Below are 26,513 nucleotides of genomic sequence, written 5' to 3' on the forward strand. Positions count from 1 at the left end.
ATGACTACCAGAGAATCCCTACCGCCTGATACCCAGGTCAAACCGCCGCCGCGCAAGGGTCCGAACTGGGGTCGCGTGATCGCCCTGCTCGCTTGGCTCGGCTTTCTCGGCCTGTTCGCCGCGGTCGGTCGCACGGACGTCGACCCGCGGGTGGCCAACCCGAACGTCGAGGGCCGGCCCCGTCCCGTCGCGTTCCTGACCGCGTTCGATCACTGGCAGATCATCCCGCAGGTGGGCGCCGTGATCATCGTCGTGGTGTTCACCGTCCTGTTCATCGTCGGCTGGCGGAAGAACCCCGGCAGCCCGGTGCTGCTCATGGTCCTGGTGACGACGTTGATCGTCTGGCAGGACCCGATCATGAACTGGTCGCCGTATGCGGTGTACAACCCGATGCTGCTGCACTGGCCGGAGAACTGGTACCTGATCATGATGTCGCCGACGGTGGAACCGTTCATCGTGTTCGGTTACGTACTGTTCTACTTCGGCCCGTACTTCCCGGGGATCTGGATCCTGCGCAAGCTGCAGGCCAAGCGCGGTCCCGAGGCGTTCGTCACCCGACACCCCCTGATCAGTTTGGGCGCATTGGTTTTGGTCATCGGCTTCATCTTCGATGCCATCCTGGAGGTCAGCCTGGTCCGCACCGGGCTGTACATCTACTCGCAGGCCATTCCGTTCGGCACGTTGTTCCCGGGCAGCACCTTCCAGTTCCCGTTGATCTGGGAATCGCTCTCGGTAACCTTCGTGATGGTCCCGGCGGCGATCCTGGTCTACCGCGACGACACCGGAAAGTCGGTGGCGGAGAAGCTCGCCGCGAAGGCGAAGCTCTTCCCGAGCAAGCCCGTACTCGGCACGTTCCTGGTGATGTTCGCGATCATCAACGTGTCGTACTTCGCCTACGGTGGCTGGTTCTGGGTCATCAAGGCCAGCGGCGCGGCGACCTCCGTCGCCTGCCCGTGGCCCTTCCCCGAGGCCAAGATTTATGACCCGCAGGGGTTTTACCGGGCGAACGGAGCTGAGGGGCCGTACTCGGTAGGCAAGTGGTCCACCTGGCAGCAGGGGCCGGCCCGCAACCCCGACGTCGAGTTGGGGTCGAAGAGCAACCGTTGCGCGACGGGCGGCCAGGATGGCTGAAGGTCGGACTGTCGTCATCACCGGGGCGTCCCGGGGACTCGGCTTCGCATCGGCCACGCGCCTTTATCGCGAGGGGTGGCGCGTGGTGGCTGCGATGCGCAGCCCGGAGAAGGGGATGGCTGCGCTGCGTGAGGCGACGGGAGCCGGCGAGGACGACGACAGGTTGATCGGTATTCAGCTCGACCTCACGGACGGAGCGTCGATTGCGGCCGCAGCCAAGAGCATCACCGAAGCGGTCGGCGCACCGTATGCGTTGGTGCACAACGCCGGTATCTCGGCAGCGGGGATGGTCGAGGAGACATCACCCGATCTGTGGGAGCGCATGTTCGCGACGAACATCTTCGGCCCGGTGGCGCTCACCAGGGCGCTTCTACCGACCATGCGAGAAGCCGGCCGCGGCCGCATCGTGCTGATCTCGAGCGCTGCGGGCGTGCGTGGGATGCCCGCAACCGCACCGTATTCGGCGGTCAAGGGTGCGCTGGAGCGGTGGGGTGAATCGATGGCCGGGGAGGTCGCACCGTTCGGGATCGGCGTCACGATCCTGGTTACCGGGACCTACGACACCGAGATCATCACCGACGCGGGGACCACGGACGACCGCGATCTGGACGGACCCTACGCTCGCCATCACCGCACGATGGACAAACGCGGGCGGGCCATGATGAAGCGCGCGGCCAGATCACCCGAGAAGTTCGCCGAAGGCCTGGCGAAAGCGCTCGACAGCTCGAAGCCGTTCGCCAGGACCGCGGTGGGTCCAGATGCACGAATGTTGTTGATCGCCAACCGTTTGATCCCCGCGGCGGGATTGCACCAGATGACCCGGCTGATGATGGGCATCCCGCGGTTCGGCGCACTCCGAGGGGAAGGCTCCCGCCATGGCTGAGCGCTCGAAGGTGACCTTCGAATCGAGGATGCTGATCGACGGCAAGCTCGTCGACGGTGAGGCAGGCACGTTCACCAACGTCAACCCGGCAAATGAAGAGATACTCGGAGAGGTCTCGGACGCCTCGAAGGCCGACATGAACCGGGCCATCGACGCGGCCCGCCGATCATTCGACGAGACCGACTGGTCGACCAACCACCAACTCCGCAAGCGATGTCTCGAACAGCTGCACGAGGCGATCGAGGGCGAGTTGGAGGAGTTGCGCGAAGAACTCATCTCGGAGGTCGGTGCTCCGCGAGCCGTGACACACGGACCGCAGCTCGATGCCCCGCTCGCCGATGGACTCAGGTACCCGGCCAGGCTCATCGAAACCTTCCCGTGGGAAACCGATCTCGGCGACACCGTGGTATCGGTCACCGGCGTGAACACCACGCGCAAGGTGTGGCATGAACCGGTCGGAGTGGTCGGCGCCATCGTGCCGTGGAACTTTCCGTTCGAGGTCGCCATCAACAAGCTGGGCCAGGCGCTGGCCGCGGGCAACACCATGGTGCTCAAGCCGGCCCCGGACACGCCGTTCAACGCCACACGGCTCGGCCGGCTCGTCGCCGAGCACACCGACATTCCCGCGGGCGTGGTCAATGTCGTGACGGCATCGGACCATCTCGTCGGCGAAGAACTGACCCTGTCGCCCAAGGTCGACATGATCTCGTTCACCGGCTCTACGGCCGTGGGCAAGCGGATCATGGAAAAAGGGGCCGCGACGATGAAGCGGCTCTTTCTCGAACTCGGCGGCAAATCGGCCACGATCGTCTTGGAAGATGCCGATTTCAACACCGCCTGCCTGATCGGCATCGGTCCCTTGTTGCATGCCGGGCAGGGCTGCGCCGCTCCCACCCGGATGCTGTTGCCGCGTTCCCGCTACGACGAGGGCGTTGCGATCCTGAAAGCCATCTACGAAAACGTCGTCCCCGGTGACCCACAGGACCCCGCAACCCTCTGCGGGCCGGTCATCTCGGCCAAGCAGCAGTCGCGAATCCTCGGCTACATCCGCAAAGGCGTCGACGAAGGCGCCACCATGCTCGTCGGCAGCGCCGAGCCACCGAATCAGTTCGACAGGGGATTCTGGGTCAGCCCAACACTGTTCACCGACGTGGACAACTCGATGACCATCGCCCAGGAAGAGATCTTCGGACCGGTTCTCGTCGTCATTCCCTACGAGGACGAAGACGACGCCGTCCGGATAGCAAACGACAGCCCGTACGGACTCGCCGGCAACGTCATGTCGAGCTCTCTGGATCGTTCACTTGCCGTCGCGCGCCGGCTGCGCGCCGGGTTCATCGGCCTCAACGGGACCGCGGGTTATGGCGCGGACACACCGTTCGGCGGCTACAAGAACAGCGGCGTCGGGCGCCAGAACGGCATAGCCGGATTCGAGCAGTACACCGAGATCAAGTCCGTCGCCTACCCGGCTCAATAGCGCTGGCAGCCTGAAGGAGTAGTAGTGGAACAGCTTTTTGACGACCTCGAGGACTTCGGCTCCTTCGACGATGCCGTCTCGGGTGACGTTCGCGACCCCTACCCGGAGCTTGCCAGGCTACGGCGCGAGGAACCGATCCAGCGGATCGACATGTCCGCGATGCCGGGGGAGCAGGGCAAGCCTGTCTTCATCGTGTACCGCTACGAGGATGCCCAGCAGATGCTGCGCGACAATCTGACGTTCTCGTCGTCCGGCGTCATCGCAGCGTTCGGCCCGGTTCTCGGTGAGCGCGTGATGCTGGGTATGGACGAACCGGTGCACGGTCGGCTGCGCTCGCTGGTGTCGAAGGCGTTCTCGCAAAAGGCCTTGGCGCGTTGGGAAGACGAGCTGGTCGGTAGGGTCGCGAACGAGCTCATCGACAAGTTCGCGGCCGACGGCAAGGTCGACCTGGTGAAGGCATTCACGTTCGACTACCCGAGCCGGATCATCGCGGGTTTGTTGGGACTGCCGGAAGAGGACTATCCGCAATTCCAGCGATGGTCCATCTCACTACTGAGTTGGATCATGAACCCGGAGCGCGGGCTGGCGGCGTCGGCCGCGCTGTGCGAGTACTTCGCCCCGATCCTGCAGGCCCGTCGCACCGCGCCCAAGGAAGACATGATCAGTCTTCTCGCCGAGGCCGAGATCGACGGCGAGAAGCTCACCGACGAAGAGATCTTCTCGTTCCTGCGACTGCTGCTGCCCGCCGGGGTGGAGACCACCTATCGGTCACTGGGCAACCTGCTGTTCGGGTTGCTCTCGGACACAACGCAGCTGGATGCGGTCCGTACCGACCGGTCGTTGCTGCCGCAGGCCATCGAGGAAGCGGTGCGCTGGAACCCGCCGCTGCTGACCATCACGCGCACCACAACCTGTGACACCGAACTCGGAGGGGTTCACATTCCGGAAGGGTGTTCGGTGATGCCGATGCTCGGTTCGGCGAATCGGCAGGAAGATCGGTGGGCCGACCCGGACGAGTTCGACATCTTCCGTACGTCCAAGGGAAATCTCGGCTGGGGGCACGGGGTCCATGTGTGTCTGGGCATGCACCTTGCCCGGCTCGAAATGCGCACTGCCATCAACCTTCTGCTGGACCGACTGCCCAACCTGCGGCTGGACCCGGATGGAGACGACCCGCACATCCGTGGTCAGGTCTTCCGGTCGCCGACGTCGCTGCCGGTTCTCTTCGACGCGGCCGGCGCTCGATGACCGAACTCCGTTACGACGATCGGGTGGCGATCGTGACAGGCGGCGGCAGGGGCGTCGGACGTAGTCACGCCCTGCTGCTCGCCTCGAAGGGCGCGCGCGTCGTCGTCGCCGACTACGGCGTGGGCATCGACGGTGACGGCTGTTCAGCCGAACCGGCCACCGAAGTGGTCGCGGAGATCAAGGCGGCAGGCGGCGAGGCGGTGCCCTGCGTCGCGTCGGTGGCCGACGAGGCCGGCGCCGCCGCGATCGTCGACACCGCCCTGCGGACCTACGGACGCCTCGACGCCGTGATCAACAACGCGGGTATCCACGTCGCGGGCACACTACTCGACCTCAGCACCGATCAGTTCCGTTCGATGCTCGACGTCCATTATTTCGGAACACTTTTCGTGACCAGGGCCGCCTGGCCACATCTGGTTCAAGCCGGCTACGGCAGGGTCGTGAACACCGTGTCCGAGGCCATGCTGGGCGGGATACCCGAACACACCAGCTACGGCGGCGCCAAGGGCGCGGTCTTCGGGTTGACCCGCACCCTGGCCGGCGAGGGCCTGGAACACGGAATCCTGGTGAACGCGATCGCGCCGCGCGCGTTCACCAGGATGTCGGCTGCGCAATCCGACAAGATCGCCGCCAACCACGGCATCTCGACAGAACTCATGGATCAGATCAACGCCGCGATGCCGCCTGACCTGTGCGCACCCGCTGCGGCATTCCTGGCACACGACTCCTGCCGGCTGTCCGGGGAGATCCTGCGGGTCGGGCTCGGAGGAGTCGCCAGGATCGCCGTGGTGGCCTCGCAGGGCATCAACCAGACCCCGTTGACGGCGGAGGACATCGCGGAAAACCTCAGCAAGATCATGGATCTCAGCACCGGTCAGGTCTTGGAAGTAGTTGCCGGCCGACCCGTACAGGAGGCGAAACAATGACCGAAATCCGTTCCGAATTCGAAGAAGTGGATTTCTTCACCGACGCATCACTGGTACCGGATCCTTACCCCTACTTCGACCACCTGCGGTCCAAGTGTCCTGTCGCCCATGCGACTCCGTTCGACGTGCTGGCCGTCACCGGCTATGACGAGGCGCTGGCCGTCTACAAGGATCCGGCGTTCTCGTCGTGCGTGTCGGTGGCGGGGCCGTTCTCCGGTCTGCCGTTCGGGCCGGGGGAGAGCGACGACGTCTCGGAGTTGATCGAGCAGCACCGGCTCGCGGTGCCGATGGGCGAGCACATCACCTCGCAGGATCCCCCGCTGCACACCCGGACCCGCGGTCTGATGAACAAGCTGATCACTCCCAAGCGCCTCAAGGAGAACGAGGACTTCATGTGGCGGCTGGCCGATCAGCAACTCGACACGTTCGTCGACCGCGGATCGGCAGAGTTCCTGGCCGACTACGCCAAGCCGTTCTCGCTCTTGGTCATTGCCGATCTCCTGGGCGTCCCCGGCGAGGACCACGAGGAGTTCAAGGCGGCGTTCGCGCTGGAGACGGTAGGCGAGCTCGGCAAGGAGGCGCCGACAACGCACAACCCCCTGCAGTGGCTCAACGACAGGTTCTACGCCTACATCGAGGACCGCAGGCGCGCACCGCGCGAGGACGTGCTGACCGGCCTGGCGCTGGCCAAGTACGAGGACGGATCGACGCCCGACATCGAGGACGTCATGAACCTGTCGACGTTCCTGTTCGCGGCGGGTACGGAGACCACGACGAAGCTGGTCAGCTCGGCGGTCCGGTTCATCGCGGACAACCCGGGATTCGAGACGATGCTGCGCGACGACCGGGCCAGGATCCCGTCGTTCCTCGAAGAGACGCTGCGGCTGGAGAGCCCGGTCAAATCTCACTTCCGGATGGCCAGCAAGACCACCAGTATCGGTGACGTCGAGGTGCCCGCCGGAACCACCGTCATGGTGCTGCCGGGGGCGTGCAACCGTGACGAACGTAAATTCATCGATCCCAACACCTTCCAGCCGGATCGTGCGAACGTGCGCGAACAGATCGCGTTCATCCGGGGAGTGCACTCCTGCCCGGGCGCGCCACTGGCGCGCGCGGAAGGCCGGATATCGCTGAACCGGATCCTGGACCGGATGTCCGACATCACGATCTCCACCGAGCACCATGGCCCCGCCGAGGACCGCCGGTACACCTACGAGCCGACGTTCATCATGCGAGGGCTCAGCGAGCTTCACATCGAATTCAAACCGGCCGCCTGACCGGCCAACACACATAGGAGCCCAGATGACCGGAAAGCTCGATGGCAAGGTCGCTTTCATCACCGGTGCGGCCCGCGGACAAGGGCGGGCACATGCGATCGCGATGGCCGCCGAAGGTGCCGACATCATCGCGGTCGACATTTGCCGCGACATCCCGTCCAATCCCTATCCGTTGGCCACGCCCGATGACCTCGCCGAAACCGAAAGGGCGGTCAAGGAACTCGGCCGGCGCGTCGTCGCCCGCGTCGCCGATGTGCGAGAGCGCCACGAGCTGCGCGACGCGGTGGAGGCCGGAATCGCCGATCTCGGGAGGATCGACATCGTGGTCGCCAACGCCGGCATCCTTCCGATGGCGATGGGCAGGCCGGATCCCATGCAGTTCGTCGACGCCTCCGACGTCGACCTGGTCGGGGTGATGAACACCGTCGCGGTCACCGTCCCGCACCTGCCCGACGGTTCGTCGATCATCGTCACCGGATCGACCGCCGGCATGATCCGGGGCACCACTGACAACCCCAACATGGGCCCCGGCGGGGCGGGCTACGGATGGAGCAAGCGCGTCGTCATCGAGTACGTCGAGGAGATGAGTCTGCACCTGGCTCCGAAGATGATCCGGGTCAACGCCATTCACCCCACCAACTGCAATACCCACCTGCTGCAGAACGACGGCATGTACTCGATGTTCCGGCCCGATCTGACCGCCGAGGGCAAGAAGGCCACCCGTGAGGATGCCGAGCCGTTGTTCACGATCTTCCAGGCGATGCCGATCCCGTACATCGAACCCGAGGACATGGCCAACCTCGGTGTGTTCCTGGCCAGCGACGACAGCCGCTACATCACCGGACAGCAGATCCGCGTCGATGGCGGCTCATTGCTCAAGTGGCCCAACGGACCTGGCCGTTAACACCGGGCATCGCATCAGAAGGAGGTGGTAGTGGGCGCCCTCATCATGCTCGGCAGCCTGTTCGTCCTGATTGCCCTCATCGTCGGCCTGGTGCTGTACTTCGACCCTGAGGCGCGGCGCCACCCCGATCGGGAGGTCGAGCCGTGAGCATCGACTTCCTGATCAAGGCCGGGGTGGCATTCGCGTACATCACCGGTCTGGGTTTCCTGGCCGTCGGGATCTACCTGAGTTACCGGCGCGGGCGCCTGCATCCGTTGCTGTTGCTCTGTATCTCGGCGCTGTCGTTCTCTTGGATCGAGGCGCCCTACGACTGGGCGATGTACGCGCAGTTTCCGCCAGCGCTGCCGCGGATGCCGTCGTGGTGGCCGCTCAACATGACCTGGGGCGGGCTTCCCTCGGCGGTACCCGTCGGCTACATGGGGTACTTCGTGTTGCCGGCCATCATCGGTGCGGCGCTGGGGCGTTGGGCGGCCGGGAAGTGGAACTGGCGTCGGCCGCAGACGCTGTTGCTGGTGGGCTTCGCGGTCGGGTTCTGCTGGGCCTTGTTCTTCAACGCGATCATCGGCGCGCGGCTCGGCCTGTTCTACTACGGCTACGTGATCGAGGGACTGGGCCTCTGGGAGGGGACCAAACACCAGTACCCGATCTACGACGCCATCGCGATGGGTGTCCAGATGATGGTGTTCACCTACCTGCTCGGCCGAACCGATGCCGAGGGCCGCAACGTCATCGAGATGTGGGCCGACAAGGTCTCCACGGCGCGGCTGCAGTCAGCGGTGCTGTCGGTGATCGCCGTCATCGTGGTCGGGCACGCGGTCTACGCCTCGGTCTTCGCGCCGCACCTGGTCACCAAACTGGGTGGGTGGGTGACCGTGGGACCGACCGAGCAGTTGTTCCCCGGGGTGCCGAATCAGCCGAAATAGCCGGCCCGTCCCGGCGTGCAGTCGTCACGCCGGAGTGGCGGTAGAGATCCGGAGCCACTCCAGCGTGACAATGCATGAACGATCAGCGGGCCAGGTCAGTAGTTGTTGCAGCTGCCCGCGATCGAGTTGATCGGCCCGAAGTACTGCGCGGCCGCCGGGCTGCCCTGCAGTTGGGCCACTGTCTGCTGGCGCTCGACCGGTCCCGAGGCCAGGAAGTTACGCAACGCACCCTGGGCGAACGGAGAAGCGTTGAACTGCTGGGCCAGGTCGGGACGCTGAGCGTTGAGCGCCGCCATCACCTGCTCGTAGCTACATGTCGTGTTGACGACGCCGCTGAAATCGGGTTGGGCGGACGCCAGCCCCGCTGACAGCGGAACGGACAGCGCCAGTCCGCCGAGAGCGGCCGCGATGTACTTGAAAGAAGACTTGATCACCTGTTGGAACCCCCATGTTGTTCGCCCAAAAAGGCGACGCCTTGCACGTTTGCCGGACCCGGCCTCATTCGAGGTTAACAGGCGGCAGACGTACAAGGCGTCCTCGGAAATGCGGTGCCGGTTGCGCTAGTCGATGACGACGGCGTCCTTGTGCTCGGTGATCGGCCGGGCCGGAAGCTGTTCGTCGCAGATGCGTTGCAGCTTCTCCAGGGTCTCGTCCAGACCCGGTCCCAGTCTCTTGCCCGGGGTGAACGTTGCAGGTAAGTGCTTCATACCCTGGATGACACCGATGGTCTCGTAGTGTTCAGTGCCCTCGGGGTCACAGCGGTAGTCCGGCATCCGGTCCAGCACAGCGGTGAGCATCGACTTGAAAACCGTTCGTGCCACGTTGGAGCCCACGCACCGGTGGACGCCGATGCCGAAGCTGAAGTGCCGATTGCCCTTGCGGTCCATGATGAGCTCGTTGGGCTGCTCGAAGACCGACGGATCGCGATTGGCCATTGCCCAGGAGATCCAGAGCCGCTCGCCCTCCTTGAACTGGGTGCCCTCGAACTCGGTGTCGCCGGAGAAGGTGCGTCCGTCACCGGGTGCCGGCGTGTAGAAGCGCAGGAATTCCTCGGTGGCAGCGTCGAGCAGGGCGTCGCGCTCCGTGCTGAGGCGTTCGCGCTCCGCCGGGTTCTGCGAGAGCCATTCCAGTGAGTGCGCGGTGAGGGCCGTGGTGGTGTCGAAGCCGCCGCCGATGATCAACCCGAGATTGCCCAGGATCTCCAGATCCGGAGCGGGTTCACCGTCGATCCGCAGCTGCAGCAGGGCGTTGACCAGACCCGGCCGCGGGTTCTCCCGGACCTCCATCATTGTGTTGATCATGTCGATGCCCATCTGCCGGTTCATCTCCGCGACGCGTGCGGCGTCGGGTGAGTGTTCCGGTGTGGACACCGACAGGTGGGCCGGCTCGCTGTAGATCATCCATTTGTCGAGCTTGATGCCCATCATCGCCAGGGTCAGCACGGCCGGCACGATGTTGGCCAGGTCATCGACGAAATCGATACGACCGCTTTCGATCTTCTCGTCGAGGGCCGCCCGGACGATCTCGTCGACGAACGGTTTCCAGCGTTTGATCGCGGCGGGGGACAGGTACGGATTCAGTGCCCCGCGGTAGAGGCTGTGCTCCGGTTCGTCCATCTCCAGGATGCCGCCGCGAACGACGGTGGCTCGCTGCGCCTTGGGGATGGTGATGCCTTGATACGGGGTCTCACCGCTCAGATCGTGGTGGTTGGACACCACGGGGCAGCGGGCCAGCTCGAAGACCTCCTTGCTGCCCGCGGCCACCCAGTGCCCGTTGTAGACGTCGGTCCACGCCATCGGGCAGCGGGACTGCATCTCCTCGGTGATCTTCTCGAACTGCAACCGGTATTCCGGTGTGTGCCGGTCGAAGTGATAGTTGTTCTGCTTGCGGTCGTCGTCAGTCGCAACATCGTCAGTGCTGGATGCTCTTCGAGCAAGCTGCTCATCGGTGCTCACGGCGTTGGCTCCCTTGGTATTCGGGTCGACATCAATCTTCGATGACAATGGCTTGCTCGGGGCAGGAGTGTGCGGCCTCGCGGACCGCGTCCTCCTGATCAGCGGGCACCACATCGGAAACCGGTGACGAGTGGCCGTCGACGTCGTCGAGGACGAACGAGTCGGGTGCGATCATCGCGCACAGGGTGTGGCCCTGGCAGCGACTGGCATCGACCGAAACTTTCACTACGCCAATTCCTTTCGAATCTGTGGATGCGGAATCACACGTGGTAGTCGTACCACTTGAGGTAGCCACCGGCGTCGACCCGCAGCTGCATGCCGGTGACGAAGCGTGACTCGTCGGACGCCAGCCACAGCACCGCGTTGCTGATGTCCTCGGGCTCGATGAAGTTGACCTTCATGGCCTGCTGCACACCGAACACGGGCTCGGCGTCGGCACGGGTCGGGTTCTCCAGATCCGGTCGGAACGAGCGGTACATCGGCTCGCTCTGCAGCATGTTGGTATTGCAGTTGGTGGGGTGAATGACGTTGGCGCGGATGCCGCGCACCGCCAGTTCGGTGGCCAGCGCGTGTACGTATTCGGAGATGAGCCGCTTGGAGATCATGTAGCCCATGCCGCCCGGATCGGCGCCCGGGTTGGGCTTGCTGTGGGCGTCCATCAGAGCGGCGGCCGATGCGGTCGCGATGATCGAAGCGCCCTGGGTGAGGTGCGGCAGCGCGACCTGGATGGCGTTTATCGTGCCCACGAAGTTGGTGTTGATGCCGTCGGTCCAGGCTTGCATCGCGGGCTCGCCCTTCATCGCGGCGATTCCGGCCTGCGCCACGACGATGTCGAGCCTGCCGAACTCCGCGAGCCCCGCTTCCAGCGCACCCCGCAACTCGGCTTCGTTGCGGACATCGGCCTGAGCGGTGACGATCCGGCGCCCGGTCTTCTCGACGTAGTTCTTGGTCTCTTCGAGGTCCTCTGGCGTGGCCATCGCATAGCCGACGGTGTCATAGTTCTTACAGATGTCGACCGCGATGATGTCGGCGCCCTCTTCGGCGAGCCGGATCGCGTGGCTGCGGCCCTGGCCGCGTGCCGCGCCGGTGATGAATGCGACTTTCCCGGCAACCCTGCCTTCTGCGCTGTTTCCCACAATTGTCCTTTCGCTGATGATGTTTCGGGTGCGCGACATGCGCGTCAGGTGTTGCGGCCGCCGTTGACGCCGAGGATCTGGCCGGTGATGTAGCTCGCCTCTTCGGAGACGAAGAAGGCGCAGGCGGCGGCGATGTCCTCCGGCTTGCCCATTCGCCGCACCGGGGTCTGCTCGATCTGCTTGTCGGTGTCCCCGAGGAAGCCCTTGCCTTCGGCCTTGCGCAGCATGGGAGTGTCGATGAATCCCGGCGGCACGGCATTGACCGTGATGCCGTTCGGGCCGAGTTCCAGCGCCAAGCTCTTGGTCAGGCCGTTCACCGCGGACTTCGCCGCGACATAGGGCGACATGAAGGGCTGGCCCGAATGCGTGCTCGACGACGAGATGTTGACGATGCGACCCCAGCCGGCCTCGAGCATGTCGGGCAGTACCGCCTGGATGCAGTGGAATACGCCGTTCAGGTTGACGTCGATGATCTGCTGCCACTTCTCGAACGAGACATCGCTGAAGCGCTTGAAGCAGTCCAGGCCGGCGGCGTTGACCAGCACCGAGATCGGGCCGAGTTGGGCGCGAACCGCATTGAGTGCGGTGTCGACGGCGGCGCGGTCGGTCACGTCCGCGACATGCGCGAAATCGTCGTCCGATGGCTGTAGGTCGAGTATCGCGACGTTGAGGCCGTCGGCGCGCAACCGGGCGACGATGGCCGCCCCGATGCCCGAACCTCCTCCGGTGACAACGGCATTCTTCATGACAGTTCTCCGGCCGCCGGGCGAAGCCGGGCTTTCTCAGGGGTCAAGAATCATCCTTCCGATTATGAGAACCGTACTCTCGGAGCAGTGTGCACCGCAAGATCTGAGCGGAACCCGCGCGCCGCCTGCGCGGATGGCGGATCGGCAGCGAATAGGGCATGACTAGCTGATCTAGCTTTCACTTGAGTTCTCATCGAGCGAATGTATGATTCGCCGGTGATGAGAATGCAGTTTCCATCACAGTAGGGAATCGCCTGAGGAGGATGATGCAGCAGGAAGCGCCGACCGTCGCGCAAGAACAGCGGGCTGACCGGAAGTTGTTGATCGGCGGAGAGCTGCGCGAGACGCCGCGGACGTTTCCTTCGGTCAATCCAGCTACCGGCGAGGTGTTCGGCTACGCGCCCGACGCCACGGTCGCCGATGCCGAGGCTGCGGTCGCCGCTGCCCGGCAGGCATTCGACAACACCGACTGGTCCACCAACACCGAACTGCGGATCCGTTGTCTGGAACAACTACACCAGGCCCTGACCGACCATCGTGACGAGCTGGCCGCACTGACCACCACCGAGGTGGGCGCCACTGCGGCGCTGTGCGCCGGTGCGCAGCTCGACCAGCCGATCGACATCGTGCGGTACTACGGCGAGCTGCTCAAGACCTACCCGCTGACCGAAGATCTCGGAAACATCGAGAGCCGCGGCATGCAGCACCACCGGTGGGTGGAGAAGGAAGCGGGCGGTGTCGTCGCCGCGATCATCGCCTACAACTACCCGAACCAGCTGGCCCTGGCCAAGCTGGCACCCGCGCTGGCCGCGGGCTGCACCGTGGTGCTCAAGTCGGCCCCGGACACCCCGCTGATCACGCTGGCGCTCGGCGAGCTGATCGCCAACCACACCGACATCCCGGCCGGCGTCGTCAACGTCCTGTCAGGCGCGGACCCCGAGGTGGGCGCCGTGCTCACCACGAGCCCCGACGTCGACATGGTCACCTTCACGGGTTCCACGCCCACCGGCCGGCGCATCATGGCCGCGGCCAGCGAGACCTTGAAGAAGGTGTTCCTCGAACTCGGCGGCAAGTCCGCCGCGATCGTCCTCGACGATGCCGACTTCAACACCGCCGCACTGTTCTCGGCGTTCAGCATGGTCACCCACGCCGGTCAGGGTTGCGCGCTGACCTCGCGGCTGCTGGTGCCGGCCAAGCACAAGGACGAGATCGTCGAGCTCATCAAGAACAACTTCGGCCTGGTGCGGTACGGAGATCCGGCCGACCCCAAGACCTACATGGGTCCGTTGATCAGCGAGAAGCAGCGCGACAAGGTCGACGGCATGGTCAAGCGGGCCGTCGAGGCCGGCGCCACCCTGGTCACCGGCGGCGAGAAGGTAAATCCCGGCTTCTTCTACACGCCCACGCTGCTGGCCGATGTCGACCCGGACAGCGAGATCGCCCAGGAGGAGGTGTTCGGGCCGGTGCTGGCCGTCATCGCCTACGAAGATGACGACGACGCGGTGCGCATCGCCAACAACTCGATCTACGGGCTGTCCGGAGCCGTGTTCGGCAGCGAGGACCGCGCGCTCGGCGTGGCCCGGCGGATCCGCACCGGCACCTTCTCCATCAACGGCGGCAACTACTTCAGTCCCGACAGCCCGTTCGGCGGGTACAAGCAGTCGGGCATCGGCCGGGAGATGGGGACCGCCGGCCTCGAGGAGTTCATGGAAGCCAAGACGTTCGCCCGGGTGCTGTCATGAGCGGGCCCCTGCAGGGAGTCCGGGTTCTCGAGGTCGCGATGTACGGCTTCGTCCCCTCGGCCGGCGCTGTGCTGGGGGAGTGGGGTGCCGACGTCATCAAGGTCGAGCACGCCGTCACCGGCGACCCGCAGCGCGGTCTGCGTCAGACCGGGCCGCTGCGCGTCGAGGGCGACCCCAACCCGAACATCGAGCACGCCAACCGCGGCAAGCGCAGCATCGGGCTGGACATGTCGGTGCCGGAAGGGCGCGAGATTCTGCTCGAGCTGGCGAAGAGGGCCGATGTGTTCCTCACCAGCTTCCTGCCCGGGCACCGGCAGAAGTTCGGCATCGACGTCGACGACATCCGTGCGGTCAACCCGAAGATCATCTACGCCCGAGGTAGCGCTCTCGGCCCTCGCGGCGAGGAGGCGGTCAAGGGCGGCTACGACATGACCGCGTTCTGGTGCCGGGCCGGCACCGCCGCCACGATCACGCCGGCCGGGATGGCGGGCATGATCGCGCCACCCGGGCCTGCCTACGGTGACACCATCTCGGGCACCAACCTGGCCGGCGGCATCGCCGCAGCGTTGTTCAAGCGGGAGCGCACCGGTGAGCCGTCAGTAGTGGACGTATCGCTCCTGGGCAGCGGACTGTGGTCGATGGGCCACACCGTGGCGCTCACCCAGCACTTGAACCAACTGATGGTGACGCCGCCACCGGGCGTACACGGGTCTCCCATCAACCCGCTCGTCGGGCTGTACGGCACAGCGGACGACCGTTACATCTCGTTCGTGATGATGCAGCCGACCAAGTTCTGGGCCGACGTCTGCCGGCACATGGACCTGGAGGGCTACATCGACGACCCGAGGTTCGCCACTGCTGAATCGTTCGCGGAGAACACGCCCGACGCGGTCGAGATCCTCACCGAGGCGATGAAGAAGCGGGCTTTGCCAGAGTGGAGCGAGCGATTCGCCACGCTGGCCGGTCCGTGGGCTCCCGTGCAGGACACCTTGCAGGCCGCCAAGGACGCCCAGATCCGGGCCAACGAGTACCTCGTGCGGGCGGGCGAGCTCGAGTTGGTGGCCAACCCAGTGCAATTCGACGTCACGGCGCCGAGCACCGGGCCGGCGCCGGGATTCGCCGAACAGACCGATGACATCCTGGGCGAACTCGGTCTGGACTGGGATCGCATCATCGAACTCAAGACCGCCGGCGCCGTTACCTAGGCCGCTGTCGGAATGCCCTTGATCGCCACCATCGCAATCCGTCTGTCGTGGGCGGCCGCCATTGCGGCCCACGACAACGACGGCCGTGTTGTGCAACCGCTCGTCGACCACCGCCCCAATTGTCAACTACCGGAGCAAGTTCTACGTTATTTGCCCTCGCGGCAGATAACGGGTCCGATAGCATCAGGCACTCGGGGAGCGGTCGTGGGGACGGATCTGTCCGGCTTCACCGGTAGGTCCGGTGAAGTCAACAAGATCCGCGGGAACCAGGAGGTGCGTCAAATGTACGAGCGCACCGCGCATTTGCCGGCCAATGTCGAGCCGGACGGCTCGTGCATGGATCCGCGCATGAAAGGCCTTGTTCCTCAGGCGGATTCGGTTGAGGCCAGGCTCCCGACCGGCCGGTTGGCATGCGCCGGGTCTGAGGTTGCGGCATGACCCCGCTGGGGCCGCAGGCCGCACCGTACGTAGTAGAGCTAATCGGGCACCGGCGCGGTGCAGCACCTAACATCGGCGCACCGACTGCGGTGTCCGCAGCCATCAGCCGGGACAGGAGTACGCATGGCGGATAAATGGTCGACGGGCGTATCGCTACGTAATCTCTCGGGTCCGATGCAGGCTGTCGGTGCGTTGTTCGCGATGTCCTTGGACGCCTTCCGGTTCATCTTCAAGCGGCCGTTTCAAGGCCGGGAGTTTCTGGAGCAGTGCTGGTTCGTGGCGCGGGTGTCGATGGCGCCGACGTTGTTGGTGGCGATCCCGTTCACCGTTCTGGTGAGCTTCACCCTCAACATCCTCCTTCGCGAGCTGGGTGCGGCTGATCTGTCGGGGGCGGGTGCGGCGTTCGGTGCGGTGACCCAGCTGGGGCCGATGGTGACGGTGCTGATCGTGGCCGGAGCCGGGGCGACGGCGATGTGTGCGGATCTGGGTTCGCGCACGATCCGTGAGGAGATCGACGCGATGGAGGTGCTGGGCATCAACCCGATCCAGCGCCTGGTGACTCCGCGAATGCTGGCGTCGGGTTTGGTGGCGTTGCTGCTGAACAGTCTGGTGGTGATCATCGGCATCCTGGGCGGCTACGTGTTCTCGGTGTTCATCCAGGACGTGAACCCCGGTGCGTTCGCGGCCGGCATCACGCTGTTGACCGGGGTGCCCGAGGTGATCATCTCGTGTGTCAAGGCCGCGCTGTTCGGGTTGATCGCCGGGCTGGTGGCCTGCTACCGCGGGCTGACGATCAGCGGCGGCGGCGCCAAGGCGGTGGGCAACGCGGTGAACGAGACCGTGGTCTACGCGTTCATGGCGCTGTTCGTGATCAACGTGGTGGTCACCGCCATCGGTATCCGCATGACGGCGCACTGAGGCAGGGGACGCAATGGGAACCATGACGATCCTGCGGTCGACGTATCCGCGGGTGACCCGGCAGTTCAACAAACCGGTCTCGACGCTGAGCCGGATCGGCGATCACACGCTGTTCTACCTCAAGGCACTGGCCGGCACTCCGCACGCGGCCATGCATTACCGCAAGGAACTGGTCCGGCTGATCGCCGAGATCTCGATGGGCGCGGGCACCTTGGCCATGATCGGCGGCACCGTGGTGATCGTGGGGTTTTTGACCCTGGCCACCGGTGGTGTGCTCGCCATCCAGGGCTATTCGTCGCTGGGGAACATCGGCATCGAGGCCCTGACCGGATTCTTGGCGGCGTTCATCAACGTGCGTATCGCCGCGCCGGTGGTGGCGGGTATCGGCCTGGCCGCGACCTTCGGCGCCGGCGTGACCGCCCAGCTCGGGGCGATGCGGATCAATGAGGAGATCGACGCGCTGGAAGCGATGGCGATCCGGCCGGTCGAATACCTGGTGTCGACCCGGATCGTGGCCGGGATGATCGCCATCACCCCGCTGTACGCGATCGCCGTGATCCTGTCGTTTCTGGCCTCCCAGTTCACCACCGTGGTTCTGCTGGGCCAGTCCGGCGGTTTGTATGACCACTACTTCACGACGTTCCTCAATCCGATCGACCTGCTGTGGTCGTTCCTGCAGGCCGTCCTGATGGCCATCACCATCCTGCTGATCCACACCTACTTCGGCTACTTCGCCTCCGGCGGCCCGTCCGGAGTCGGGGTGGCGGTCGGCAACGCCGTACGCACATCGCTCATCGTCGTGGTCTCGGTGACCCTGCTGGTGTCACTGTCCGTCTACGGCTCCAACGGCAACTTCAACCTGTCGGGTTAGGGAGAAGACTTGACACGCAACGTAGGTCCGGGTCCAGCCCACCGGTCCGAAACGACAAGTAGCGCCGCGCCGGTGGCAGCCCGCCCCGGACGCAGCTTCGGCGCGCGGAGCTCCGCGCGGCCACTGGCCGGTCTGGCGACCGTGGTCGCGATAGGCCTGATCTTCGGCCTGGCGGTCGCGCTGTTCCGCGGCAGCTTCACCAAGACCGAGCCGCTCACCCTGATCTCCGACCGTGCCGGCCTGGTGATGAACCCAGACGCCAAGGTGAAGATGCGTGGCGTGCAGGTCGGCACCGTCAGCTCGATCGAACACCGCGCCGACGGCAAGGCCGTGCTGCACCTGGCGATGAATCCCTCGCAGCTGCGCCTGATCCCCGGCAATGTTCAGGCTGACATCGCCTCGACCACCGTGTTCGGCGCGAAGTACGTCCAACTCGTCGCGCCGCCGAACCCGTCCGCCGAGAAGCTGCGTCCCGGCCAGACCCTGCAGGGCGACCATGTCACCGTCGAGATCAACACGGTCTTCCAACAACTCACCAATGTCCTCAACAAGATCGACCCGGCCAAGCTCAACGAGACGCTCGGCGCGCTGTCCTCGGCGTTCGCCGGGCGTGGCGAGGCGATGGGGCAGTCGTTGTCAGACTTCGATGCGGTGCTGAAGAAGATCGAGCCCAGCCTGCCCAATCTCACGGGCGACATCGAGAGCATGGCCGCCGTGTCGAAGGCCTACGGTGACGCGGCGCCGGACCTGCTCAAGACCATCGACAACACCAACCGGCTCAGCGACAGCATCGTGGACGAGCAGAAGAATCTCGACAACTTCCTGGTCAGCTCCATCGGCCTGGCCGACGCCGGAAACGACGTCATCGGTGGCAACCGGCAGGCGCTCAGCACCACACTGAACCTGTTGGCGCCCACCACCGATCTGCTCAACGAGTACGCGCCCGGAATCGAGTGTGGCCTCAAGGGCATGCTGTACCTCTACCACCAGCCGCCGCAGCCGGACCCAGGCGTCGTCGTCAACGTGGCCTTCACGTTGGGCATCGAGCGCTACCGCTACCCGCAGAACCTGCCCAAGGTGGCAGCCAAGGGCGGCCCGCACTGCATGGGCTTGCCGTACATCGGATTTGGTAACAAGGCCAAGTACCTCGTCACCGACACCAACGCCAACCCGTTCAAGTACGGCAACCAGGGCATCCTGTTGAACTCCGACGGACTCAAGCAGATCCTGTTCGGTCCGCTGGACGGCCCGCCACGTAACACCGCACAGATCGGACAACCGGGATGAAACGGGGCAGAACGACATTCATCAAGTTCGCGTCCTTCGCGGTGGTGATGGCCGTCCTCACGGCCTTCCTGTTCATGACGTTCTCGGAGTACCGCGGTGGTACCTACTCGGGTTACTCGGCGGTCTTCGGTGACGCGTCACGCCTTAAGGCCGGAGACTCGGTGCGGGTTGCCGGGGTCCGGGTGGGAACGGTGAAAAGTGTTTCGCTGCAACCGGACAAGTCGGTGAAGGTTGACTTCGACACCGACCGCAGTATTGCGCTGACCACCAGTACCAAGGTCGCGGTTCGCTATCTGAACCTGGTCGGGGACCGTTACCTGGAGCTGATCGACAGCCCCGGATCGACGAAACTGCTGCCCGCCGGATCACAGATTCCCAAGGACCGCACCGCAAGCGCGCTCGACCTCGATCTGTTGCTCGGCGGCCTGCGCCCGGTGATCCAGGGGCTCAACCCCCAGGACGTCAATGCGTTGACGTCCTCGCTGATTCAGATCTTCCAGGGGCAGGGCGACACTCTGGATTCACTGCTGAGCAAGACCTCGTCGTTCTCGAATACGCTGGCCAACAACGATCAGGTCATCCAGCAGTTGATCGACAACCTGAACTCGGTGGTCGGAACCCTGGCCAAGGACGGTAAGAAGTTCGACGGAACGGTCGACCGTCTCGAGCAGTTGATCAGCGGCCTGTCGCAGGACCGTGACCCGCTCGGTACGGCGGTCACCCAGCTGGACAACGGGACCGCCTCGCTGGCAAGCCTTCTCACTGAGGCGCGGCCGCCGCTCAAGGGCACGGTCGATCAGCTCAACCGGCTCGCCCCGCTGCTCGATGACCACCAGATCGTCTTGGACCGTGGTTTGCAGAAGGCCCCCGACAACTTCCGCAAGCTCGCTCGGCTGGGCTCCTATGGCAGCTGGATCATGTATTACATCTGCGGACTTGGTATCCGTGTCACCGATCTGCAGGGCCGGACCGCGTCCTTCCCGATGATCAAACAAGAAGGCGGGAGGTGCGCGGAGCCCTGATGCTTAAGTACCGCGAATCAAACCTGATCAAGGCAGGTTTCATCGGCGTCGTGCTGATGATGCTCATCATCGCCGTCGGGCTACAGCCCGAACGGCTGCAGCAGTGGGCCTCCTCGGTGCGTCATCAGGCACTGTTCACCGAGGCCGGCGGGATCGCCACCGGCAACGACGTGACCTTGTCCGGAATCAAGATCGGTTCGGTCACCGATGTGTCGCTGCAGAACGGCGACGCGTTGGTCACCTTCACCACCGAGGGCAAGTACCCGTTGGGGTCGCTGACCACCGCGCACATCCGCACCGGTTCACTGCTGGGTGAACGGGTGCTGACGTTGGAGTCCGATGGCGCCGGCACGCTGCGCACCACTGACGTGATCCCTACCTCGCGCACGTCGTCGCCGTACTCACTGACCGACGTGGTCGGTGACCTGACCACCAATTCGGCGGGGACCGACACGGCGTCGCTGAACCAGTCCCTGGACACGCTTTCGGCGACCATCGATCAGGTCGCACCGAAGCTCGGGCCGACATTCGACGGACTGAGCCGGCTGTCGAAATCGATCAACGGGCGTAACGAGAGCTTGGCCAGCCTGCTCAAGAGCGCCAGCGATGTGACCGTGGTGCTGTCACAGCGCAGCGATCAGCTGAACACGTTGATCCTCAACGCGAATGATCTGCTCGGCGTGCTCAACGACCGGCGTCAGGCCATCGTCGATCTGCTGGCGAACACCGCGGCGGTCTCGCAGCAGCTCAGTGGACTCGTCGCCGACAACGAGGCGCAGTTGGCGCCGACGCTCAAGCGGCTCAACTCGGTGACGGCGATGCTGGAACGCAACCGCGACAACATCAGCAAGGCGTTGCCGAACTTGAACAAGTTCCAGCTGTCCCAGGCCGAGACCCTGGCGAACGGCGCGTACTACAACGCCTATGTCCCGAACCTGCAGCCCGCACAGTTGCTACAGCCGTTCTTCGACTACGCGTTCGGGTTCCGGCGCGGGACGAACGCCGGTCAGCCACCGGACAATGCCGGCCCGCGGGCCGAATTGCCGCTGCCCTACAACGGAATTCCCGGAGGTTCACGCTGATGAACCGCAGTCGTTTCGGTAAGTGGCTTGCCGTGGCGTTGGTGGCGCTGCTCGTGGTCGGCGCGGCAGTCCTGCTGCGTCAGACCGTCTTCGGGCCGAAGACCATCTCGGCACTGTTCACCTCGGCCACCGGCGTCTACCCAGGTGACGATGTCCGGGTCTCCGGTGTCAAGGTCGGCACCATCGACTCCATCAAACCCGAGGGCACCCAAACCCGGGTGACCCTCAAGGTCGACCACGACGTGCCGATCCCCGCGGACGCGAAAGCGGTGATCGTGGCCCAGAACCTGGTTGCCGCGCGCTATGTGCAGCTCGCACCCGCCTACCGGTCCAGTGGTCCCACGCTGCCCGACAACGCGGTAATCGGCTTGGACCGCACCGCCGTTCCGGTGGAGTGGGATCAGGTCAAGGAACAGCTGATGCGGCTGTCCACCGACCTCGGACCGCAGAGCGGTGTCAACGGGACGTCGGTTTCCCGGTTCATCAACAGCACGGCAGACGCGATGGCCGGCAACGGTGACAAACTGCGCCAGACGATTTCCCAGCTGTCCGGCGTTGCCCGGGTCCTGGCCGAGGGCAGCGGCAACATCGTCGACATCATCAAGAACCTGCAGACGTTCGTCACCGCTTTGCGGGACAGCAACCAGCAGGTGGTGTCGTTCCAGAACCGGTTGGCCACCCTGACCAGCGTGGTCGACGGCAGCCGGTCGGACCTGGATGCCGCGCTGACGAACCTGTCGGTGGCGGTGGTCGACGTGCAGCGGTTCGTCGCGGGATCTCGCGATCAGACCTCCGAGCAGGTGCAGCGGCTGGCCAATGTCACCCAGAACCTGGTCGACAACAAGATGAACATCGAGAATCTGCTTCACGTCGCGCCCAACGCGTTCATGAACGGCTACAACATCTACAACCCGGACTCGGGCAGCGCGGTCGGGCAGTTCGTGATGAACAACTTCTCCAATCCGGTCGAGTTCATCTGCGGCGCTATCGGTGCCGTCGAGAACACCACCGCACCGGAGACCGCGAAACTCTGCTCGCAGTATCTCGGGCCGGCGTTGCGGCTGCTCAACTTCAATTACCTGCCGTTCCCGATCTCGCCGTATCTGATGCCGTCGGCCAGCCCCGAGCAGCTCGAGTACTCCGAACCGAGTCTGGAACCCGGCGGCAGTGGTGGATCGCCCATGGCGCCCGAGATTCCGCCGTCAATCTCGGCCTACAACCCTGGTCCCGAGCCGCCTCCGCCGTTCACCGGACGGGAACCCGGAGTGCCGCCGCCAGGGGCCCAGCAGCTGTTGCCGGGTGGCGAGTACTACCCGCCCAACATGCCGAACACGGTGTCGGACATGCTCAATCCGACCGGCGGGCAACCGGGTCCGCCGCCAGGGCCGCCGCCCGGTCCTCTGGCCGCCGAAGCCCCGGCGCCCGCGGCACCGTCACCAGCAGAAGGGACGCCACCAGCATGATCAGGGGAAAGCCGGTGCGACTGGCGATCGCCGTCGGATCCTGCGTTGCGCTGACCACCAGTGGGTGCGCATTCCAGGGCGTCAACTCACTTCCCCTGCCCGGGGCGGTGGGCCGGGGCGCGGACTCCAGCGTCTATCACGTCGAGATCGCGAATGTGGCTACACTGGAACCGAATTCACCGGTGATGATGAATGATGTCGTCGTCGGTAGTGTGCGCAGCCTGTCGGTGAAGGACTGGCACGCGGACGTCGAGTTCTCGGTGAAGCCCGGTGTTGTGGTGCCGGCCAACGTGGTGGCCAGTGTTGGGCAGACCAGCCTTCTGGGCTCGATGCATCTGGCGATCAACCCGCCCGCGGGTCAGGCTCCCAACGGAAAACTCCCTCCGGGAGCGACGATTCAGCTCAACAACTCGTCGACGTATCCGACGACGGAGCAGACCCTGTCTTCACTGGCCGCGGTGGTGAATGGCGGAGGACTGGGGCAAATGGGCGACATCATCCACAATTTCAGTGCCGCGATCAACGGCCGGGAAACTGATTTCCGTGACCTGCTGACCCGGCTGGATACGTTCGTCGGAGCACTGGATGCCCAGCGCGACAACATCGTTGCGTCCATCGAGGGCTTGAACCGCCTGGCCTCGACATTCGCCGGGCAACGCGATGTCATCACCCGTGCGCTGGAGAAGATTCCGCCGGCTCTCGACGTGCTGATCAAGGAACGGCCGAGATTCACGACCGCACTGCAGAAGCTGGGTACCTTCAGCGCTACCGCCAACCAGTTCGTCAACGATTCGCAGGCTGATCTGGTCAGGAACCTGAAGAACTTGGAGCCCGCGCTGAAGGCGCTGGCCAACATCGGGCCGGACCTGACTTCGGTGCTCGAATATGCCCCGCACTTCCCCTTCACCCAGAGCTTCATGGACCGGGTGATCCGAGGTGACTACTACAACCTGTTCGCGTACTTCGATCTCACCATCCCGCACCTCAAGCGCAGCCTGATGATGGGAACCCGTTGGGAGCAGGGAGACGCCCAAAACGTTCCGGTACCTGGGGATCCGGGTTATCTGAACTACACCTATGACCCGCTCAAGACCGGGGTCGCCCCACCGCCGCCGGATGCGTTCCCGCCGGCTCCGGAAGCACCACCCGCACCGGGTCTCCCGGCTCCCACTTATTCAGGTCCGGTATTGCCGGTGGTGCCACCGGCGCCGCTGACCATGCCCGGGGGTATGCCTCAACCGGTGGCCCCGGCCGCCGGGTCGACGTCGATTTTCGCGGGACCGTATGCGCCTCAAGGTGGTTCGGCCCCCAACGATCAACTGCCCGCACCTACTCCACCGACAGGGGGTGGCGGATAAATGCTCACCCGCTTCATCCGGACTCAGTTGATTCTGTTCACCGTTGCCTCGGTCGTCGGCGTGGCGGTCATGCTGTTCGCCTACATGCAGTTGCCGACGCTGCTCGGCATCGGACGTATCACGGTGAAGATGGAACTGCCGGCGACCGGAGGTCTGTACCAGTTCAGCAATGTCACGTATCGCGGGTCCCAGATCGGCAAGGTCACTTCGGTGGAGCTGACCGAGAAGGGCGCCGAAGCGACGCTGTCCCTGGACCGCTCTCCGAAGGTGCCTGCCGATCTGGCAGCCGAGGTCCGGAGCATGTCGGCGGTCGGGGAGCAGTACGTCGAGTTGTTGCCGCGAACCTCCTCCGGGCCCTACCTCGACAACGGCTCAGTGATCGCGGTGTCGAACACCAAGATTCCGCAGCAGGTCGGTCCGATGCTGGATCAGCTCAGCGCACTCGTGGACACCATTCCGAAGGACAAGCTGAGCCAGCTGCTGGACGAGTCCTACAACGCGTTCAACGGCACCGGCTATGACTTCGGTTCGCTACTCGACTCGGCTTCGACCATCACCAGGGACTCCAATGCGGTCTCGGACCAGACGCGTGGATTGATCGATGACGCCAAGCCGTTCCTCGACGCGCAAGCGCAGACCACCGATTCGATCAGAACCTGGGCGGCCAGCCTGGCGGGTATCACCGGTCAGGTTGCCGACAATGATCCCGAGGTGCGGTCGCTGCTGCGCAACGGTCCGGGTTTCGCCCAGGAGACCACGAAACTGCTCGAGCAGATCAAGCCGACCTTGCCGATCCTGCTGGCGAACCTGACCACGTTCGGCCAGATCGCGGTCACCTACAATCCGTCGATCGAGCAGCTGTTGGTGTTGTTGCCGCCGTACGTCGCTCAGCTGCAGACGTACGCGCCGACCAACAACACGAGCGGTCTGCCGATGGCCGACTTCTCGCTGGGTCTCGGTGATCCACCGACCTGCACGGTGGGATTCCTGCCGCCGTCGGCATGGCGCTCCCCGGCCGACACCTCCGTCATCGATACTCCGGACAACATCTACTGCAAGTTGCCGCAGGATTCCCCGATCGGTGTCCGCGGTGCGCGAAACTACCCGTGCATGGGGCATCCGGGTAAGCGGGCTCCCACGGTCGAATTGTGTAACGATCCCAAGGGATTCCAGCCGATCGCCCAGCGCCAACACGCGCTCGGCCCGTACCCGATCGACCCGAGCCTGATCGCCCAGGGCGTGCCCCCGGATACCCGGGTACTGCCGGACGAGAAGATCTTCGGACCGCTCGGCGGCACCCCGCTGCCGCCGGGGGTGACCGCTCCGCCACCGGGTGCAGCGCCCGAACCGCAGCCGGCACCGAACTTCGCCGGAACCGGACCGGGTCCGCTGCTGCCGGGGCAACCGATGTACCTCGAGCCACCGGTCCCTGGCGTGCCACCGCCACCCCCAGGCGATCCCAACGCGGTGCCCGTGCCTGCGGTGGACCAGCCGCAAGCCACCGAGATTCCGCCCGTCCCGCACGGACAAGGGGTTTTCCCGGATGCGCCCGAGCTTCCGATGCCCACGCAATCCAGTGTGGCGCCGAGTGCGTTCAACGGCGGGGGCGGCCATGGGCCGTCGGTGGCGATCGCCAAGTACAACCCGCGCACGGGGGAGTACATGGGTAGCGACGGCAACCTGTACAAGCAGACGGATCTGGTGTCCCAGCCCAAGTCGTGGCAGGACCTGATGCCGACATAGTGCGAGCACGGAAAGAACCGGCCACGGGCAATCGCCCGTGGCCGGTTTCTTTGTCTGTCTTCGGTTTTCGCGTTCTGCGTCAGCCGCTGCCCCGTCGGTGCGGCTACGCGGGCCGCATGTAGAACGGCATCCGGACGGTTGGCCACTGATTGCGCCCGCACGAGCCACTGGGGCCGGTGGTCACGTCCTCGCCGGTGTATTCGCTTGAGGCAAGGTCCACGTGGCCGTCGAAGCCCACCGGGTAGATCTTGTAGATCTGCATGCCCTCGATGGGGGTGCCGTCGGCGCAGAACCGCCAGTTGGGTACGACCCGCTTGATGTACCAGAGGCCGTTCGTCGTGTAGATCGGTGCCGACCAGCCGGCGTCGCTGGTCACCGTGCCGTTGCACTCGGTGGGCGAGATGCACTGGGTCGAGATGGTCCAGTTGCTACGTACCGAGGGCTGGTTCTCGTAGCGGTCGTTGATCTTGGCCCATTCGCCATTGGACGATGTGGCGAACGTGCCGTTGATACCCCACTGCTCGGCGGCGGCGGGGGCGGCGCCGCTCAGGCCGACCACTGCCGCGGTGGCGACGGCCACCACGCCAGCACTTACCCGGGAGACTGACATGAACGCTCCTTCTGCCCAACCTGTCGAGGCGGTAGCCATGTTCTCAGTTTCGGAGAATATCACTATCAGCAGGTTGTCCACGTTCGATTTGACCAGGCCACCCCACCGCGCTACCGGCCTGTGGACCAGCGGCGTGTCGATCGTAGTAATATTCTCCAAAACTGAGAG

At 64.8% G+C, this 26,513-nt stretch carries 25 protein-coding genes; 19 read left to right on the forward strand and 6 right to left on the reverse strand.

Going from position 1 to position 26,513, the window contains the following annotated elements:
* The 8 genes from ACZYZ7_RS21735 to ACZYZ7_RS21770 all read left to right on the forward strand — a co-directional run bounded on the left by ACZYZ7_RS21735 (nt 1) and on the right by ACZYZ7_RS21770 (nt 8,769).
* Nucleotides 1–1,131, forward strand: coding sequence for a spirocyclase AveC family protein (locus ACZYZ7_RS21735; protein WP_135456729.1), 1,131 nt, complete (start codon nt 1–3; stop codon nt 1,129–1,131).
* Entirely contained in the window at nt 1,124–2,014 is an 891-nt protein-coding gene (locus tag ACZYZ7_RS21740; protein WP_463741795.1) for an SDR family oxidoreductase, read from the forward strand. Before ACZYZ7_RS21735 ends, ACZYZ7_RS21740 begins: the two co-directional genes overlap by 8 nt.
* Nucleotides 2,007–3,491 (forward strand): aldehyde dehydrogenase family protein, encoded by a 1,485-nt coding sequence (locus tag ACZYZ7_RS21745; RefSeq protein WP_450072295.1) that lies wholly within the window; start codon nt 2,007–2,009, stop codon nt 3,489–3,491. Before ACZYZ7_RS21740 ends, ACZYZ7_RS21745 begins: the two co-directional genes overlap by 8 nt.
* A gap of 24 nt (nt 3,492–3,515) precedes the next feature.
* Complete coding sequence (locus tag ACZYZ7_RS21750) at nt 3,516–4,739, forward strand: cytochrome P450 (RefSeq protein ID WP_463741796.1); 1,224 nt, start codon at nt 3,516–3,518, stop codon at nt 4,737–4,739.
* Complete coding sequence (locus ACZYZ7_RS21755) at nt 4,736–5,665, forward strand: SDR family NAD(P)-dependent oxidoreductase (RefSeq protein ID WP_463741797.1); 930 nt, start codon at nt 4,736–4,738, stop codon at nt 5,663–5,665. Before ACZYZ7_RS21750 ends, ACZYZ7_RS21755 begins: the two co-directional genes overlap by 4 nt.
* Nucleotides 5,662–6,942 carry a cytochrome P450 gene (locus ACZYZ7_RS21760; RefSeq protein WP_463741798.1) on the forward strand — a complete coding sequence of 427 codons (1,281 nt, stop codon included), beginning with the start codon at nt 5,662–5,664 and terminating at the stop codon, nt 6,940–6,942. The genes ACZYZ7_RS21755 and ACZYZ7_RS21760 overlap by 4 nt, the downstream gene beginning before the upstream one ends.
* A gap of 25 nt (nt 6,943–6,967) precedes the next feature.
* Nucleotides 6,968–7,846 (forward strand): mycofactocin-coupled SDR family oxidoreductase, encoded by an 879-nt coding sequence (locus ACZYZ7_RS21765; RefSeq protein ID WP_135456716.1) that lies wholly within the window; start codon nt 6,968–6,970, stop codon nt 7,844–7,846.
* 143 nt (nt 7,847–7,989) lie between these two features.
* Entirely contained in the window at nt 7,990–8,769 is a 780-nt protein-coding gene (locus ACZYZ7_RS21770) for a spirocyclase AveC family protein (RefSeq protein WP_463741799.1), read from the forward strand.
* Between the two features lie 95 nt (nt 8,770–8,864).
* Here the strand turns inward: ACZYZ7_RS21770 and ACZYZ7_RS21775 are convergent, their stop codons facing one another.
* The 5 genes from ACZYZ7_RS21775 to ACZYZ7_RS21795 all read right to left on the reverse strand — a co-directional run bounded on the left by ACZYZ7_RS21775 (nt 8,865) and on the right by ACZYZ7_RS21795 (nt 12,606).
* The gene (locus tag ACZYZ7_RS21775; protein WP_135456712.1) at nt 8,865–9,203 is read right to left on the reverse strand and encodes a hemophore-related protein; all 339 of its coding nucleotides are present in this window, start codon (nt 9,201–9,203) and stop codon (nt 8,865–8,867) included.
* A gap of 126 nt (nt 9,204–9,329) precedes the next feature.
* The gene (locus tag ACZYZ7_RS21780; protein ID WP_450072300.1) at nt 9,330–10,724 is read right to left on the reverse strand and encodes a cytochrome P450; all 1,395 of its coding nucleotides are present in this window, start codon (nt 10,722–10,724) and stop codon (nt 9,330–9,332) included.
* A gap of 31 nt (nt 10,725–10,755) precedes the next feature.
* Nucleotides 10,756–10,950, reverse strand: coding sequence for a ferredoxin (locus ACZYZ7_RS21785; RefSeq protein ID WP_135456709.1), 195 nt, complete (start codon nt 10,948–10,950; stop codon nt 10,756–10,758).
* A 34-nt stretch (nt 10,951–10,984) separates the two neighbouring features.
* A complete protein-coding gene (locus ACZYZ7_RS21790; RefSeq protein ID WP_286175086.1) occupies nt 10,985–11,860 on the reverse strand; it encodes a mycofactocin-coupled SDR family oxidoreductase in 876 nt (291 codons plus the stop codon).
* 44 nt (nt 11,861–11,904) lie between these two features.
* On the reverse strand, nt 11,905–12,606 hold the full coding sequence (locus ACZYZ7_RS21795; RefSeq protein ID WP_135456705.1) for an SDR family NAD(P)-dependent oxidoreductase: 702 nt from the start codon (nt 12,604–12,606) through the stop codon (nt 11,905–11,907).
* A 263-nt stretch (nt 12,607–12,869) separates the two neighbouring features.
* Between ACZYZ7_RS21795 and ACZYZ7_RS21800 the strand changes: the two genes are divergently transcribed.
* The 11 genes from ACZYZ7_RS21800 to ACZYZ7_RS21850 all read left to right on the forward strand — a co-directional run bounded on the left by ACZYZ7_RS21800 (nt 12,870) and on the right by ACZYZ7_RS21850 (nt 25,735).
* Nucleotides 12,870–14,348 carry an aldehyde dehydrogenase family protein gene (locus ACZYZ7_RS21800; protein ID WP_463741800.1) on the forward strand — a complete coding sequence of 493 codons (1,479 nt, stop codon included), beginning with the start codon at nt 12,870–12,872 and terminating at the stop codon, nt 14,346–14,348.
* A complete protein-coding gene (locus ACZYZ7_RS21805) occupies nt 14,345–15,553 on the forward strand; it encodes a CaiB/BaiF CoA transferase family protein (RefSeq protein WP_463741801.1) in 1,209 nt (402 codons plus the stop codon). Before ACZYZ7_RS21800 ends, ACZYZ7_RS21805 begins: the two co-directional genes overlap by 4 nt.
* Nucleotides 15,554–15,757: 204 nt before the next feature.
* Complete coding sequence (locus tag ACZYZ7_RS21810; protein ID WP_135456699.1) at nt 15,758–15,991, forward strand: hypothetical protein; 234 nt, start codon at nt 15,758–15,760, stop codon at nt 15,989–15,991.
* Between the two features lie 123 nt (nt 15,992–16,114).
* The gene (locus ACZYZ7_RS21815; protein ID WP_075921044.1) at nt 16,115–16,909 is read left to right on the forward strand and encodes an MlaE family ABC transporter permease; all 795 of its coding nucleotides are present in this window, start codon (nt 16,115–16,117) and stop codon (nt 16,907–16,909) included.
* A gap of 13 nt (nt 16,910–16,922) precedes the next feature.
* A complete protein-coding gene (locus ACZYZ7_RS21820; RefSeq protein WP_036448723.1) occupies nt 16,923–17,780 on the forward strand; it encodes an MlaE family ABC transporter permease in 858 nt (285 codons plus the stop codon).
* A 9-nt stretch (nt 17,781–17,789) separates the two neighbouring features.
* Nucleotides 17,790–19,067, forward strand: a complete 1,278-nt coding sequence (locus ACZYZ7_RS21825; protein WP_450072304.1) for an MCE family protein — start codon at nt 17,790–17,792, stop codon at nt 19,065–19,067.
* The gene (locus ACZYZ7_RS21830; protein ID WP_463741802.1) at nt 19,064–20,089 is read left to right on the forward strand and encodes an MCE family protein; all 1,026 of its coding nucleotides are present in this window, start codon (nt 19,064–19,066) and stop codon (nt 20,087–20,089) included. The genes ACZYZ7_RS21825 and ACZYZ7_RS21830 overlap by 4 nt, the downstream gene beginning before the upstream one ends.
* Entirely contained in the window at nt 20,089–21,171 is a 1,083-nt protein-coding gene (locus tag ACZYZ7_RS21835) for an MCE family protein (protein WP_450072306.1), read from the forward strand. Before ACZYZ7_RS21830 ends, ACZYZ7_RS21835 begins: the two co-directional genes overlap by 1 nt.
* Entirely contained in the window at nt 21,171–22,634 is a 1,464-nt protein-coding gene (locus ACZYZ7_RS21840) for an MCE family protein (protein WP_135456691.1), read from the forward strand. The genes ACZYZ7_RS21835 and ACZYZ7_RS21840 overlap by 1 nt, the downstream gene beginning before the upstream one ends.
* A complete protein-coding gene (locus ACZYZ7_RS21845; protein ID WP_135456689.1) occupies nt 22,631–23,992 on the forward strand; it encodes an MCE family protein in 1,362 nt (453 codons plus the stop codon). Before ACZYZ7_RS21840 ends, ACZYZ7_RS21845 begins: the two co-directional genes overlap by 4 nt.
* Entirely contained in the window at nt 23,993–25,735 is a 1,743-nt protein-coding gene (locus ACZYZ7_RS21850) for an MCE family protein (protein ID WP_450072307.1), read from the forward strand.
* A 103-nt stretch (nt 25,736–25,838) separates the two neighbouring features.
* Here the strand turns inward: ACZYZ7_RS21850 and ACZYZ7_RS21855 are convergent, their stop codons facing one another.
* Nucleotides 25,839–26,345: an Rv2253/PknI dimerization domain-containing protein gene (locus ACZYZ7_RS21855; protein WP_463741803.1), complete on the reverse strand. Its 507-nt coding sequence runs from the start codon at nt 26,343–26,345 to the stop codon at nt 25,839–25,841.
* Between the last annotated feature and the right edge of the window lie 168 nt (nt 26,346–26,513).

It is taken from the genome of Mycobacterium sp. IDUB_17 (assembly GCF_055419465.1).